The following is a 13846-nucleotide window of genomic DNA, read 5'->3' as shown; positions in this document are numbered from 1 at the left end:
CGTGGCAATGACACCCCTGTGACCTCCGAGCCACCGGGACGACTTGCGGGCGGACTGTTCTCCGCGGACGGCTGGGCGGCGTGCATCGCGGCCACCGTGTCCCGGCTGTACCTGGGCGTGCTGCTCAGTCTTGCCGTGATCGCCGTGCTGCCCGCGCTCTTGGGCTGGCACGCAAGTGTGGTGCGCAGCGGCTCGATGGAACCGCACATCAGCATCGGCGATGTCGTGGTTGCAGCCGGTTTCGATCGCAGTGACCCGGTGCCGGTGGGCGGTGTCGTCCAGTTCACGAGCCCGGCCGAAGCGGAACCGGACGGGCGGGCGAAGACCAGGTTGCACCGGATCGTCGGCGTCAACGACGACGGGACGTTCACCACCGCCGGCGACGCGAACGCTGATGTCGACAGCACACCGCTCGAACGCGAGCAGATCACCGGCCAGGCCCGACTGTTGATCCCCTATATCGGGTTGCCCGGCCTCTGGCTGAGCACGGGCAACCTGACCGCCCTGGCGCTGTGGGCCGCCGTGACGGTGCTCGCCGTCGCAGCCGCGGTCTACGCCAGCCGCCCCACGGCGATCCCCCAGGGCACGACGGATGCCAGCCCCCCGATACCCGTCGACCCGGCGGGCGGCCGCGGGGGCGAACCCGCTGCGGTCAGCAGTCTTGCCGCGGCCGACTCGCCTTCGGCGACCGCTCTGCCCACCGCGAACCGCAGGGTCGCGGTGCGGCGGCTTCGAACGGTGGTCACCGTCGTTCTCGTCCTGGCACTGTGCGTCCTGGTGGTGCTCGGCGCATCCGGCTTCACGTCTGCGGCGTTCACGTCGACGACCGCCAATGCCGGGAACAGTTTCCGGGCAGCCGCCGACTGGGCGCCACCCAAGGTCAGCATGACCGACCCCGGGACTCCGGTGAAAGACACCCTCACTCTCACCGCGACCGCCAGCGACCCCCAATCCGGGATCCGCGACGTCGCGATCCAGTACCTCCGGTCCGACGGCTCGTCCTGGACCACGGTGTGCACCAGGAGTACCCCGCCGTACTCGTGCACCTGGAACACCAAGACGGTCACGGACGGCTCCTACAGCCTCCGCGCGATCGCCACCGACAATGCCGCCCACGCCGCAACCTCGGCCACCGTGGAAACCGTGGTCGCGAACGCCCTAGTGGTGGTGCTGTCGAATCCCGGTGAGATCCAGCGCGGCACGGTGAACCTCCAGACCACGCTCTACAGCCCGGGTACCAGCGTCTACTCGGTGCGGGTGGAGTACTCCGTGGCCGGGGCGAACAACTGGAAGACGCTGTGCGCTGCCGTCCTCGCGCCGTACAACTGCTCGTGGGTCACCACGCTGTTCGCCAACGACTACTACGACCTGCGCGCGGTCGCCGCCGCCGGCACGACCAGCACGTTCTCCGCGCCGGTGACCGATGTCCTCGTGGACAACCAGGCGCCCACCGTCACCATGACCGACCCGGGCACCCCACTGAGCGGAACGGTGACCTTCGCCGCCACCGCCGCTGACGCCCATTCCGGCATCGCCCAGGTCGCACTGCAGTACTCCCAGGCCGGCACCGGCCCGTGGACAAACCTATGCACTGTCACCGCGGTTCCGTATTCCTGCCGCTTCGACACCACCACGTTGCCCGATGGCAGCCACAGCTTCCGCGCCGTCGCAACCGACGCGGCCGGGCTCAGCACCACATCCGCGACCGTCGCCAACCGCACCGTCAACAACACGATCTCCTCTGTCTCCCTTCAAGACCCCGGGGAGTACCTCACCGGGGTCGTGGCGCTGACCGCCGCGGCGAACTCGACCGCGGGGGTGGCGTCCGTGGGCATCCAGTACGCCCCCGCGGGAACGACGAGCTGGACGACAGCCTGCACCGTCACCACCACCCCGTACACGTGCACCTGGGACACCCGAACGCTGGCGGACGGGCTCTACGACTTCCGCGCCATCCTCACCGACACCGCGGCGAGGGAGACGATCTCGGCCACCGTGGCCGCCCGCCGCGTCGACAACAGCCCATTGCGCGGCACGGACATTCAGACCGCCAACGGCTCCGCGATCGCGGGACGGCTCGGCAGCGGCGACGCAATGACCTTCACTTACAGCCAGCAGGTCAACCCCGCGACCGTCTCCCCCGGCTGGAGCGGCAGCGCTCTGGCGGTCACCGTCCGCCTGCGCGACGGCAACCTCATCGGGCTGGGCAACAACGGCGACACGATCGACATCCAGCGCCAGAGCAGCACCGTGAACCTCGGCACCGTCAACCTCAACCAGAACTACGCCAAGCCACGCAAGACGGTCGTCTACAACGCCACCATGGTGGCGACCACCACCGCCATCAACGGAGTGCCGGGGACCGTCATCACCGTCACCCTCGGCAGCGTCGCCACCGGCGCGACCAGCCTACGCACCGTCACCACGCCATCCACCATGGTGTGGACCCCGACCGCAACCGTCACAAACCTCACCGGGACACCCTCCTCACGAGCCCCGGTCAACGAACCCGGCGCCCTGGACCGGGAGTTCTAGCGCCCCCCGGTCGGCGGAGTGAATGCACCACCTGCGGCCGCGAGCACCCTTCCTTGCTGGAAGCCGCGACCTGCAGCGACACGGACCTGGGAGAACTGGAAGATCGCCTCGCGGGATCGGTGTACCGATCAGTGAATTGAACCATCCGGCGTCTGACTCGCTCATGGACCGGCATTTGGGCTGTGGCCGCGGCGCGCTCGGTCTGGTACGGTAATCGGCCTGACTTTCGTTCCGTTCTTCAAGCAAGGATGGAACACGATGAACAGGAAGTACTCGCCGGAGATGCGCGAGCGTGCGCTGCGGATGCTCGCCGAGGCCCGGCCGTCGCACCCGAACATGATGAGCGCGGTCCGACATGTCTCCGGGCTGCTCGGGATGAGCCCGGAGACGCTGCGGCTGTGGCAGCGCCGATACGAAGTTGATGCCGGCACCAAGCCCGGCGTCACGACCGACGCCGCTCAGCGGATCAAGCAGCTCGAGAAGGAGGTCTCCGAGTTGCGGAAGGCGAACGAGATCCTCAAGGCCGCGAGCGTGTTTTTCGCGAAGGAGCTCGACCGCCCCTGACCGAGATGATCCGGTTCATCGACCAGTACCGGGGTCGTTTCGGGGTCGAGCTCATCTGCCGCGTCCTCCGACCGGCAGTGCAGGGCTTCCTCACCTCCCGCTGTTACCGCGCCGCCGTCGGCCGTGCCCCGTCGGCACGTCAACTGCGTGACGACCTCCTCGTCCCGGAGATCGCCAGGCTGCACGCGGAGAACTACGGCGTCTACGGCCGCCGGAAGATGCATGCGCTGATGCGCAGGCAAGGCTGGGACATCGGCCGGGACCAGACCGAGCGCCTCATGCGGCTCGCCGGAGTGCGCGGGGTTCGGAAGTCAAAGCGGGTGTTCACCACGCGTTCTGACAAGGCGGCGGTGCTGCCCGCCGATCTCGTCAACCGTCGTTTCACCGCTCCCGCGCCGAGGAGGCTATGGGTCTGTGATGTGACCTACGTCGCGACGTGGTCCGGGTTCGCCTATGTCGCCTTCGTCACCGACGTCTACTCGCGCCGCATCGTCGGCTGGAACGTCGCCGCCACGTTGCGGTCGGAGATCCTGCCGATGCAGGCGCGACATGGCCGCCTGGGGTGCCGGTGGGCGCCTCACCGGGCTTATCCATCACGCGGACCACGGGTCGAACTACACCGCGATGGTCTACACGGAGCGGATCGTCGAACTCGGCGCCGTCCCCTCAACGGGAACCGTGGGCGACTCGTTCGATAACGCGATGGCCGAGGCGGTGAACAACCTCTACAAGACCGAGCTGATCCGTCAGCGCGGACCGTGGCGGACCGTCGAGCAGGTCGAGCTCGCGACCCTCGAGTGGGTGTGGTGGTGGAACAACCAGCGCCTCCACGGCGAACTCGACATGCGCACCCCGATCGAGGTCGAGGACGCGTACTACGCTGACCTGGAATCAGCCCACCCGGCACCTGCCGGACAAGGCTCCCGATAGGAACGAAAGTCAGGCCGATTCATGTGGATGTCCGCGCCCGATCATGGCTGGTCGCAGCTCTACGCCGACCGCCACCCGTGGGCAGGCGGACCTGACCACTACGCGGCGTTCCTCGAGAACGGCGAACGATTCAAGGTCGAACTCGTCGCTCCCCAGAGCACTTAGGGAGATTCTGGCCGCTCGCTGGGCCACGCGCTTTCGTTCGACTCCGTCAAGCGCTCCGTCCTGCTGCTCAGCCGAGAGTCGGCGCGCTCACCGACACGCCATCGGTCGCGGATGCCACGAACGCGGCGGTCGATCCCGCGCGTCGACGTTCCCACGTTGCGCATGATCAGCATCGACAGGAAGATGTGGTCGTTGACAGCGTGCGAACGGGGACATTGTCACGCGCATATCAGGCGGGTATTTAGATGGCGGTGATCGAGGATGTCCGTGCACTAGGCGGCGCGTTGGAGCGCTCGTACCAGGTGTATGTGCGCGGGAGATTGAAGTTCCGCGTCGGTCAGATGGTCTACGTGGCGTTCTCCCTCGACGAGAGCGTGATGGGTTTCGCCTTTCCGAAGGAGGAACGGGCGGCGTTGGTCGGCGGTGACCCACGCAAGTTCCAGATGCCATCGGCGTCAGACTTGCGCTTCAACTGGGTCCACGCAGATCTTGCGTCGCTGGACCCGGCTGAGGCCCGTGAGCTCGTCGTTGACGCTTGGCGCATGGTCGTACCGAACAAGGTTTCCCGCGCATACGATCTGACCCATCCCAACGGTCCGGGCTGAGGAACCGAAATGAACTGGCCCGGAGTGGTGGGCTTGACGTCAGCTGCGGGAGCTGACGGCTCCGCTTCCTAACTACATGCACCCGCACGCTCGAGGACGATCAACCGCCCGCATCACACATCTCCTGGCTGCCCCGCTTGGCGGACGTCGCACGCACGGTGGAGTGCCCGTGGGCTCGAATCGCCTACCGGTCGTCGGACGCGCGCGTCGTCTCATCGACGATCCGTTGCGTGAACTCGTCTGTCATTTGGCGTGTCTCGTCGTGCTTCCGGGCCATGCCTTGGGGGTCCGTGGCTCCGGTCTCCCAGACTCGGGCCAGCCGGTCTTCGAGGTCGCTGACCTGGGCACGCAGCTCCTCATTCATGCCGGTGCGCGCCTCTTCGGCCGCGCCGCGCAAGACCTTCGCGGCGGCTGCGACGATGCGCCGCTCCAGCAGCAGCACCACGACGCCGACGAGCAGCAGCGTAGTGCCGACGGCGCCGAGAACACCGGCGACATACGCGACCTTGTCCGCGGGCGGAGCAATCTGCAGTCCGATGAGGGTTCCTGTGAGACCGAGCCCTATGCAGACGAAAAACCAACCCCACCGGATCCGAAGACGCTCGGGCAGGGTGGGCTCCGTCATCGCTCCAGCGTAGGGCGCGGACAGAGGCACCGTCGCGCTGAGCGCGCTGCGCGCGGGTCGACAGATCCTCATCGCCAGGCGGTCAAAGGGTCAGCGCCGTCGCCAGGCTTCCTTGCGTGCTTGAACTGGACTGCGCAGGCAGCGAGCGACACGACGACCGCGGGGACGAATCCGACGTTCTTGAGGTGCCGCTCGTACGGCAGGAAGGCTGCGGGTACGAGGCCGATCATGATCCCGAGTGCGAAGCATTCTCGAACGTAGAACTCGGCAAACCTGGCGATCATGCAACCCCGATCGGATCAGAGAACTCAGGCCCGACGATAGGTGCGTCAAGGCCACTAATGCATGCCCGCTCATCGATCCGCCATCGGTCGACTGTTCGAGGCGTCAAGTTCCGCTACGCAGCCGAAGTTGCGCGCACAACAACCGGGCTCTTGGGGCGGCGATCCTGTGACCACTGGGGGCGGCACTGCTCGCTCTGTGTTCGCGCGAGATCGTGCGGACGTCGCCTCAGTTGGTGCTGGCTCCGCGTAAGTGCGCGATGATCTGCGCCTGCACGTTCTCGCTGGTGGGGTCGGTCCATGCTGCGATATGGGTGCCATCGGTGATAGGCAGGAGAACGGCGCCGGGGATCGACCTGCGCGCCCGCTCGCTCTGATCGGGCGGTACGTCGGCATCAGCAGTGCCGTGCACCAACAGTGTCGGTGCGGTCACCTCGGCAAGACGGAGGTCCACGATCTCCGGGAAGGTCGCCTGGTCGTTCTTGAGCCCTGCCCTTCGCTCGGAGCCGGTCACCGACTTCGCGAGCTCGAGAGCGAACGAGCGTTTTGCCGGGTCGTTCCAGATGTGATCGACGAGGGCGGCTAGGTGCGACGGGTCGAGGTGGCCCTCTTCCTTCGCGAGTGAGCGAACAACCGACTTCGGGGCGAGGTGGACGAGCTGATCCATGACCCATCGTCCTCCGGAGCCGGCCATGAGCCGTGACTCCGTGATGCCGGTGAAGCGGAACTCTCCGCTCACCGCGGCGATCGCGACCACACGGTCCACCCGAGCGGAGTGCGTCGTCGCCAGTGCGTACGTCGATGGTCCACCGCCGGACCAGCACACCACCGACGCCCGCTCGAGACCGAGCGCGTCCATGAGGTCGACATGCAGCACCGCTTGCGCGGCGGGCGTGCGATTCTCCTTTGTCAGCGGCGTCCGCCCGTACCCGGGCCGCGCGGGAGCAATGACTCGAAAGCCCGCTTCCAACAGAAATGCGCCCATCAGCGCACCTTGATCCGCGCCACCCGGAGAGCCGTGGACGAACAACACCGGCTGACCATCCCCAGCGTCGATGCACTCGATGGCACCATGCACGGTGTCGATAACTTGCGACGTCGAACGATCCATCATCTACCTCTCGGCGCAAGCGTCTACGGGCGCGGTAGTCGGATCGTAATGCACCCGCTTGAGCGGGTCGACGATCGCCTCGCAAGCCGACCGCCATTCGCTCAACCGATCAGCAAGGGCGCACCGATCGACGAGACCGTCGACGCGGACGCCCCCGCAAGACACCCGTGGAGCGCGGTTCCTTCTCGAGAACACTGGCGATAGCCGGCACCATCGCGGGGTTTGCCTAGGGGCGGTCGAGGACGCCGTCACCCCTACGGCTCGATCCTGCGATGATCGACTTCATGACCACCCTCGTCAATGTGGATAACTTCGCGCTCGCTGAGACGCACCGGATGATGCACGACCTCCAGGAGAACGCCGGAGGCGTGAACCGGTTGCTCCACAATCGCGAACCCGCGGCGATCGATAACCAGACCGTGATTCGCATGAATCGTGACACCCTGTACAGCTTTGCGGTGGTCGACATCACCGCCGGGGCGGCACTCACTCTCCCCGAGCACGGCGAGCGGTATCTATCGGCCATGGTCGTCAACGAGCATCACTACGTCGACGCCGTTTTCCACGACGCCGGCACGTACGAGTTGTCGATCGAACAGTTCGGCACACCGCACGTGGTGATCGCGATCCGCGTCCTCGTCGATCCGAGCGACCCTGAGGACGTGGCAGCCGTCGCAGAGATCCAGGATCGCATCCAACTCGGAGCACGGTCTTCGCAGCCGTTCGAGATGCCGGTGTACGACGGCGCGACTCTTGATGAAACGCGCAACGCGCTCCTCGCGCTTGCTAGCAATATCACCGGGTTCGACCGGACCTTCGGCGCGCCCGACGAGGTCGATCCGGTGCGCCATCTGATCGGCACCGCGGCCGGCTGGGGCGGGCTGCCTTCGAGCGAGGCGAGCTACATCGGCGTGAACCCGAGGCTCCCTGTCGGCCAGTACGAACTGACCGTCGGCGACGTTCCCGTCGACGGGTTCTGGTCGATCTCGGTGTACAACGCCGCCGGGTACTTCGAACCGAACGAACACGGCGCGTACACGATCAACAACATCACCGGCGTCCGCAACCCGGACGACACCATCACCGTCCGCTTCGGAACCTACCCCGAAGGCACCCCCAACGCGCTGCCCATCACCGAGGGCTGGAACTATCTCATCCGCCTGTATCGCCCCCGCCCCGAGCTTCGCGACGACTCCTGGACCTTCCCCCAGCTCGTGCAGCACAGCTGACTAAAGTGCGTACTCGATGACGGATTGCATCCTGTGCGGGCAGTCTCGGCAGGATCGCGTCAGTTGGGAAGGGGGCGACGTTGGTCCTGCATCGGCTGGCCGACTTCGATGAGATACGTCAGCGGTAGCGGTCCGAACACGTCGACCGTTTCGCCGCCAAGCTGTCGTGGAAATGCCACCACCAGTTCGATGCATGGGCGACGCATGTTGCCGGATCATTCAGGTATGAATATGGGCAAGTCCGAATGTGTGGGCAAATTGTGGGCAAATCGCAAGACGTCGCCGAACTCGCCTCAACGAAAAGGGCCAGGGATCCGCGTAATTCCGCGGTTCTCTGACCCTCTTCTGTGACAGCGGTTGTGGAGATGGGGGGAATCGAACCCCCGTCCATCGCTGGGATACTGCGGATTCTCCGGGCGCAGTCTGTGCGAGCGTTCTACTCGGCTCCGACCTTTGTCACAGACACCTAAGTCGACAAGCCCATCCTGAAAAGAGTCCCGCGTGACGCTCAGGCGACGTCACGCAGCAAGATCCCTAGATGACGCCAATACCCGTGACGGGATCAGTCACGGATTGACGGACTCGGGCTCGCTGCTCAGGCAGCGAGGGCGAAGTCGGACTGCTTCTTTTCGGCAGTTATTGGTTTGCAGGGAGCGTTCACGAGATAACCCTGCATCCTCGGCCCGCTTCTCGCAGATTCACAGGCGATGTCGAAACCGATCATCCCCGTGGCCTCATTCGAGGTGTCCTTCTCGCGAAGGGCCGCTGTCACACTGTGGAGTTGCCAAGACCCGGACGCCGAAGCATCCGAGCACATCAGAATACAACGGATGCAGCGCCTCCGCCATTCCGCTCACCCAGGACACTCCATCTCCGACGTGTCAAGGCCCGTGCGAAGCGGCGCGCTCGGTGGTCGGCTGGCCGCACCGACACGAGGAGCGACACATGTCAGAGAACACCCCGCAGCAGCGCGCCAAGCGACCGCGCACTGCGCTCGCCGGCCCGTATGGACACCCGTTCCACCCGATCTTGGTGACGATCCCGATCGGCACCTGGGTGGCGAGCCTCGTCTTCGACGTCATCGGGCTCGCATCGGATGATCCCGCGCCCTACATCCGCGGCGCGTGGATCCTCATCGTCATCGGCCTCGTCGGCGCGGTGCTCGCCGCGATCTGGGGCTTCCTCGACTACCTCCAGCTCGGTCGCAGCACGATGGCGCGTCGAACCGCGACCATTCACATGGCACTCAATCTCGGCGTGGTGGTGCTGTTCGTGATCAACCTGCTCGTGCGGCTGTCCGCCGACGACGACGACGAGGTCAGCATCTGGGGTCTCGTTCTCACGATCGTCGGCCTGGCCGTGCTGGGCGTCTCGGGATGGCTCGGCGGCAAGCTCGCCTACCGCTACGGCGTGCGCGTCGCCGACGAGCGCACGCAGATGGAAGGCTTCCGCTGATCTCTTCGCCCCCAGGGCTCATCGGCGGCGAACCAGGAACGCCGTCAGCGCCGACGCAGCGGCCGCGCCGAGCGCGAATCGAAGACCGATCGACCGCCACCCGCCCGTCGTCGGATCCGCCTGCCCCGGCGGTTCCAGCACCGTGCCGAGGCTCACCGACGACGTTCCGTGGAGCTCGAAGCGGTCCATCAGCGCCGATGCGATCGCGTCGTAGACCGGGGGCGCGAGATCGTGGACCGGCACGACCAACCTCTGCAGCCTGCCCACGTAGGCTGCGAACCGTCGGCGGTCGGCGGAACGCACGATCGCTCTTGCCACGCGGGCGGGCGACGTCACCGGGGGAAGCGGCCGCGCCTTCTTTCCCGTGAGATTGGCGGCGTGCTGGTAGATCGGCGTGTCGACCGAACCCGGCAGGATGACACGGACGCGGATGCCGCTCCCCCGCAGCTCTTGACGGAGCCCCTCCGCGAAGCCCAGCAGGCCGTACTTGCTGGTGACATACGGCAATATGCCCGGGGAGGCGACACGGGAATAGAGCGAAGCGACCAGGATGAGCGTGCCCCGGCCCTGACGGCGGAAGTACGGGAGCGCAGCACGGGCCCCGTGCACCTGGCCCATGAGGTTCGTCTCGACCACCTGCCGGAACACGCCCGGCGGCAACTCGTCGAAGCTCCCGTAGGCGAAGACGCCGGCGTTGCCCACCCAGACATCGATACGCCCGTACTGGGCCACCGCCGCGGCGGCCAGCGCTTGGACCTGCGCCTCGAGGGAGACATCCGTCGGCACGACCAGGGCCCGCGCACCGAGCGCTCGGCACTCCGCTGCGACCGTCTCGAGCGCCGCACGACTTCGCGAGGCCAGGACCAGTCGTGCGCCCCGGCGGGCGTATGCGCGGGCGGTCGCACGACCTATGCCGCTGGAGGCGCCCGTGATCACGACCACTTCCGGTCGCTGCGCGCTGCTCACCGCACCGACCCGCCTGATCGGGCCGGGGGCCGGCGCGGCGACAGGTCGGGCACGGCGCGGGTGCCGAAGTCGTGCCGGAGCGCGCTCAAGGCGGCGAACCATCCGGGAAGCCCCGTGACGCCCGGTCCGGGGGCGGCCGACGCGCCGGCGAGGTAGACGCCCGGGATGGGTGTGCGCCAGGGGTCCGGGCTCAGCACCGGCCGCCTGAACAGCTGCCAGAGGTCGGGTGCACCCGCGGCGATGTCGCCGCCGGGGTAGTTCGGGTTGTGGCGCTCCACCTCGCGGGCGCTGCGGGAGCTGGTGGCGAGGATCGTGTCGCGAAAACCCGGGGCGAAGCGCTCGATCTGGCGGATCACCGCCTCGCGACGATCGACGGGGCTGCCTGCGGGCACGTGGGTGTACGCCCACAGCGTGTGCTTGCCCTCCGGCGCTCGGGAGTGGTCGAACAGCGACGGCTGCGACACCAGCACATAGGGACGCTCGGGCATGCGGCCCCGATGGACCTGGTTCTCAGCCTCAGCCACTTCCGCCCGCGTGCCTCCGACGTGCACCGTGCCTGCGCGGCGGAGCTCGGGGTGACTCCACGGCACCGGCTCGCTCAGCGCGAAGTCCACCTTCGCGACGCCGTCGCCGTAGCGGAAGCCCTGCAGTCTGCGCCGGTAACGGTCGGGCAGGGCATCGCCGGCGAGGCGGATGAGCGCCTTCGGCGTGACATCCAGCAGAGCGACCGTGGCGGTCGGCAACTGCGCGAGCGAGGTCACCTCGTGGTCGACGACGACCTCGCCGCCGTGGTCGCGGAGATCATCGACCATCGCGTCGATGATGGCCTGGCTGCCGCCGAGCGGAATCGGCCAGCCGCGCGCATGGGCGTACGCGGTCAGGGCCAGGCCGGCGCCGGCGGCGGGGATGCTCGGCTGCGAGAGGATCGTATGCGCAGCCACCCCGGTGAGCATCGCGGGCGCCGTGTCCTCCCGGAATCGCGTGTTCCACGCGGGTGTCCCCTGCTCGAGGGAGCGCAGCCCGAACGTGATGGCGGTGGAGAGGTCGTCGGGCACGCGCACGAGCGGAGACCCGGTGAAATCGGACACCTGCGTCGAGCGTTCGACGAGCGGACGCAGCAGCCGTGAGTAGGCGAGCGCATCGGGGCCGAGGGCCTCGGCGGTCCGGGCGAGATCGCGGTAGGCGACGCCGGCATGACGTTCGTGGAGGGGATGCGCGAATGAGACCTCGGGGGTGACGAACTCGACGCGCTCCCGGAGGCCGAACTCACGGAAGAAGCGCGACTCGAACGCCATCGGATGCACGGCTGAGCACACGTCGTGCTGGAAGCCGGGCAACGTCAGCTCTCGGGTCGCCGCACCACCGCCAGGCCGGTCGGCGCGTTCGTAGACCCGCACGCGAAAGCCCGCGCGGGCGAGTGTGACAGCCGCGGCGAGGCCATTGGGACCGGACCCTACGACTACGGCATCGAACTCGGTGCCGCCCCGCCGGGACCTCCCGTTCACGTCTGCGGCGCTCCGTCCTCGTCCGGTGCCACCGGCTCGGACTCGCCCGCGCCGGACATGGGATTCCACGAGTCCTCCGGGGTTCCCGCCGATGCCCCGGCTTCGTCGGCTCGCGCGACCCGCTCATCGACGTCCGACGGCTGGGACGCCGCCGACCCCTGGTCGGGTTCCTCGGCGGCGGGGCGCTCGGAGCCGCCGTCATCGCCCGAGGTCATCGGCGGCAGCGACTCGCTCTCGCCCGGTTCGTCCGCGGGACCCGCTTCCACGGCGTCGATCGACGTCGCCGCGTCCACCCACTCGCTCTCCCCGGTCGGGACCACGGGCTCGGGGCCCGCTCCAGCATCCGACATCGCAGCATCCGTTTCCTCAGCTCCGCCGGGACTCGCCTCGACCGCGACGGCATCGCCTGAGGGCGCAGCATCCACCTGCTGCGTCTCACCCGACGCGGCCATCTCCCTCTCCGCCGTCGTCGCGGCGGCGCGGCGAGCGGCCGTTCCTTCCGCGAGATAGGCGAGGCGATGCAGCGTCTCGTCGTTGCGCCAGTGGAGCGCGATGTCCATCAGCGGGGCCGGGACGAAGCGTCCAGGCCCGGCAACGGCCTCTTCCTGGATCCGGACGACGCATCGGTCTCCGCGGGGCTTCACGTCGATGGTCACGCGCGCCTCACCGATCGGCCATCCGCGCGCCTTCATCACCATCCTGCGCGAGGGAACGAATTCTTCGACGAGCGTCTTGTCGTTGATGAGCAGGGGCCACACCCCGAACGAGTGGTGCAGTTCGGCGTCGGCCATCGGCCACGTCTCGTCCACCTCCCGCATGCGTGACGCGCCGACCACCCATGACGGGTACAGCCAGCCGTCCGCCAGCACCTCGAAGACGTCTTCGGGGGTGCACTGCAGCACCCTCACGTTGCGCGACATCGCTTCGCTCCTCGCTGGTCGGTTCCCTACTCGCACGACCATAGGAGCGCGACGGCAGGCGCTCGACCGGGTTGCGCAGCGAGCCCGCGTGTGGCAGACCGGCTCGGGGTGCAGCATCCGTTGCCTAGCATGTAAGGGTGACCTCACCTCGTGCCGCCCGCCCGCAGACCACCCTCTTCGTGACCGGGAGCACCTGGCTCTCGCCCGACCTCGTGCGGGTGACCCTCGCGGGCGACGAGTTCGCCGGCTTCGCCGACCGGCCCGAGACCGACAAGTACGCCAAGCTCTACTTCCCGCCGGCCGGCAGCACGCTCGAGCCCCCGTACGACCTCTCGGCGCTGCGTGAGTCGCTGCCGTTCGACGAGTTGCCGACGATCCGCACCTACACGATCCGGCGCGTGGATGCCGCCGCCCGCACGATCGACATCGACTTCGTGGTGCACGGTGACACGGGAGTCGCGGGGCCGTGGGCCGCGAACGCGAAGCCTGGCGACCGCCTCACCCTGTTGTCGCCGGGCGGCGGCTACTCCCCCGACCTCGCCGCGGACCACCACGTGCTGATCGGAGACGAGTCGGCGATCCCGGCGATCTGGTCCGCACTCGAGGCGCTGCCGGAGGGGACCGCGGTCACGACGATCATCGAGACGCGCTCGCCGGCGCATCGGGTGGAGGTGCCCTCGGGCGCCGTTGTGCAGTGGGTCGACGAAGACCACGATGCTCCCGGAGCGCGGCTCGTCGTGGCGGTGGATGCTGCAGCCTGGCCGGTCGGCCGCGTGCAGGTGTTCGCGCACGGTGAGCGCGGCGCGATGAAGGCGCTGCGGCCGCTGCTGCTCGCGCGCGGGGTCGCGCGCGCGGACCTGTCGCTGTCGGCGTACTGGGCCTATGGACGCACCGAGGACGTGTTCCAGGCGGAGAAGCGGCTGCCCGTGGGGCAGATCTTCCCCGAGTGACCCAC

10 protein-coding genes, 1 other RNA gene and 3 pseudogenes are annotated in these 13846 nt (G+C 67.8%); 7 read left to right on the top strand and 7 right to left on the bottom strand.

Annotated elements, in window-relative coordinates:
- Window positions 1-18: 18 nt before the first annotated feature.
- The 4 genes and pseudogenes from MRBLWH7_RS01910 (at window position 19) to MRBLWH7_RS01895 (ending at window position 4799) form a co-directional block, all read left to right on the top strand.
- A complete protein-coding gene (locus MRBLWH7_RS01910) occupies window positions 19-2535 on the top strand; it encodes a signal peptidase I (protein WP_341998636.1) in 2517 nt (838 codons plus the stop codon).
- Window positions 2536-2793: 258 nt separating this feature from the next.
- Window positions 2794-4029 (top strand): annotated as a pseudogene (locus MRBLWH7_RS01905) (IS3 family transposase).
- Window positions 4030-4059: 30 nt separating this feature from the next.
- Window positions 4060-4194: pseudogene (locus MRBLWH7_RS01900) on the top strand (glyoxalase); the annotation flags it as partial.
- A 245-nt stretch (window positions 4195-4439) separates the two neighbouring features.
- Window positions 4440-4799 (top strand): hypothetical protein, encoded by a 360-nt coding sequence (locus MRBLWH7_RS01895; protein WP_341998634.1) that lies wholly within the window; start codon window positions 4440-4442, stop codon window positions 4797-4799.
- 184 nt (window positions 4800-4983) lie between these two features.
- On the opposite strand, the gene MRBLWH7_RS01890 is transcribed toward MRBLWH7_RS01895, so the two are convergent.
- The 3 genes from MRBLWH7_RS01890 to MRBLWH7_RS01880 all read right to left on the bottom strand — a co-directional run bounded on the left by MRBLWH7_RS01890 (window position 4984) and on the right by MRBLWH7_RS01880 (window position 6816).
- A complete protein-coding gene (locus tag MRBLWH7_RS01890) occupies window positions 4984-5424 on the bottom strand; it encodes a hypothetical protein (protein WP_341998632.1) in 441 nt (146 codons plus the stop codon).
- A 68-nt stretch (window positions 5425-5492) separates the two neighbouring features.
- Window positions 5493-5708: a hypothetical protein gene (locus MRBLWH7_RS01885; RefSeq protein ID WP_341998630.1), complete on the bottom strand. Its 216-nt coding sequence runs from the start codon at window positions 5706-5708 to the stop codon at window positions 5493-5495.
- 226 nt (window positions 5709-5934) lie between these two features.
- Complete coding sequence (locus MRBLWH7_RS01880; RefSeq protein ID WP_341998628.1) at window positions 5935-6816, bottom strand: alpha/beta hydrolase; 882 nt, start codon at window positions 6814-6816, stop codon at window positions 5935-5937.
- A 284-nt stretch (window positions 6817-7100) separates the two neighbouring features.
- On the opposite strand from MRBLWH7_RS01880, the gene MRBLWH7_RS01875 reads away from it, so the two are divergent.
- Entirely contained in the window at window positions 7101-8045 is a 945-nt protein-coding gene (locus MRBLWH7_RS01875) for a DUF1254 domain-containing protein (protein WP_341998625.1), read from the top strand.
- 357 nt (window positions 8046-8402) lie between these two features.
- Here MRBLWH7_RS01875 and ssrA read toward each other — a convergent pair.
- Window positions 8403-8773, bottom strand: a transfer-messenger RNA (tmRNA) gene (ssrA, locus tag MRBLWH7_RS01870).
- 217 nt (window positions 8774-8990) lie between these two features.
- Between ssrA and MRBLWH7_RS01865 the strand changes: the two genes are divergently transcribed.
- The gene (locus tag MRBLWH7_RS01865; protein WP_341998623.1) at window positions 8991-9500 is read left to right on the top strand and encodes a DUF2231 domain-containing protein; all 510 of its coding nucleotides are present in this window, start codon (window positions 8991-8993) and stop codon (window positions 9498-9500) included.
- A gap of 18 nt (window positions 9501-9518) precedes the next feature.
- On the opposite strand, the gene MRBLWH7_RS01860 is transcribed toward MRBLWH7_RS01865, so the two are convergent.
- From MRBLWH7_RS01860 to MRBLWH7_RS01850, 3 genes and pseudogenes are all read right to left on the bottom strand, one after another.
- A complete protein-coding gene (locus tag MRBLWH7_RS01860; RefSeq protein WP_341998621.1) occupies window positions 9519-10466 on the bottom strand; it encodes an SDR family NAD(P)-dependent oxidoreductase in 948 nt (315 codons plus the stop codon).
- A complete protein-coding gene (locus MRBLWH7_RS01855) occupies window positions 10463-11971 on the bottom strand; it encodes an NAD(P)/FAD-dependent oxidoreductase (protein ID WP_341998618.1) in 1509 nt (502 codons plus the stop codon). Before MRBLWH7_RS01855 ends, MRBLWH7_RS01860 begins: the two co-directional genes overlap by 4 nt.
- 482 nt (window positions 11972-12453) lie before the next feature.
- Window positions 12454-12891, bottom strand: a pseudogene (locus MRBLWH7_RS01850) (SRPBCC family protein); the annotation flags it as partial.
- A gap of 137 nt (window positions 12892-13028) precedes the next feature.
- On the opposite strand from MRBLWH7_RS01850, the gene MRBLWH7_RS01845 reads away from it, so the two are divergent.
- Entirely contained in the window at window positions 13029-13841 is an 813-nt protein-coding gene (locus MRBLWH7_RS01845) for a siderophore-interacting protein (RefSeq protein ID WP_341998616.1), read from the top strand.
- The last annotated feature ends 5 nt before the right edge of the window (window positions 13842-13846 follow it).

Source organism: Microbacterium sp. LWH7-1.2, assembly GCF_038397755.1.
In the GTDB taxonomy this organism is placed as follows: domain Bacteria; phylum Actinomycetota; class Actinomycetes; order Actinomycetales; family Microbacteriaceae; genus Microbacterium.
Note: the sequence above shows the minus strand (reverse complement) of the source record. Positions and strands in the feature narration are given on the sequence as shown.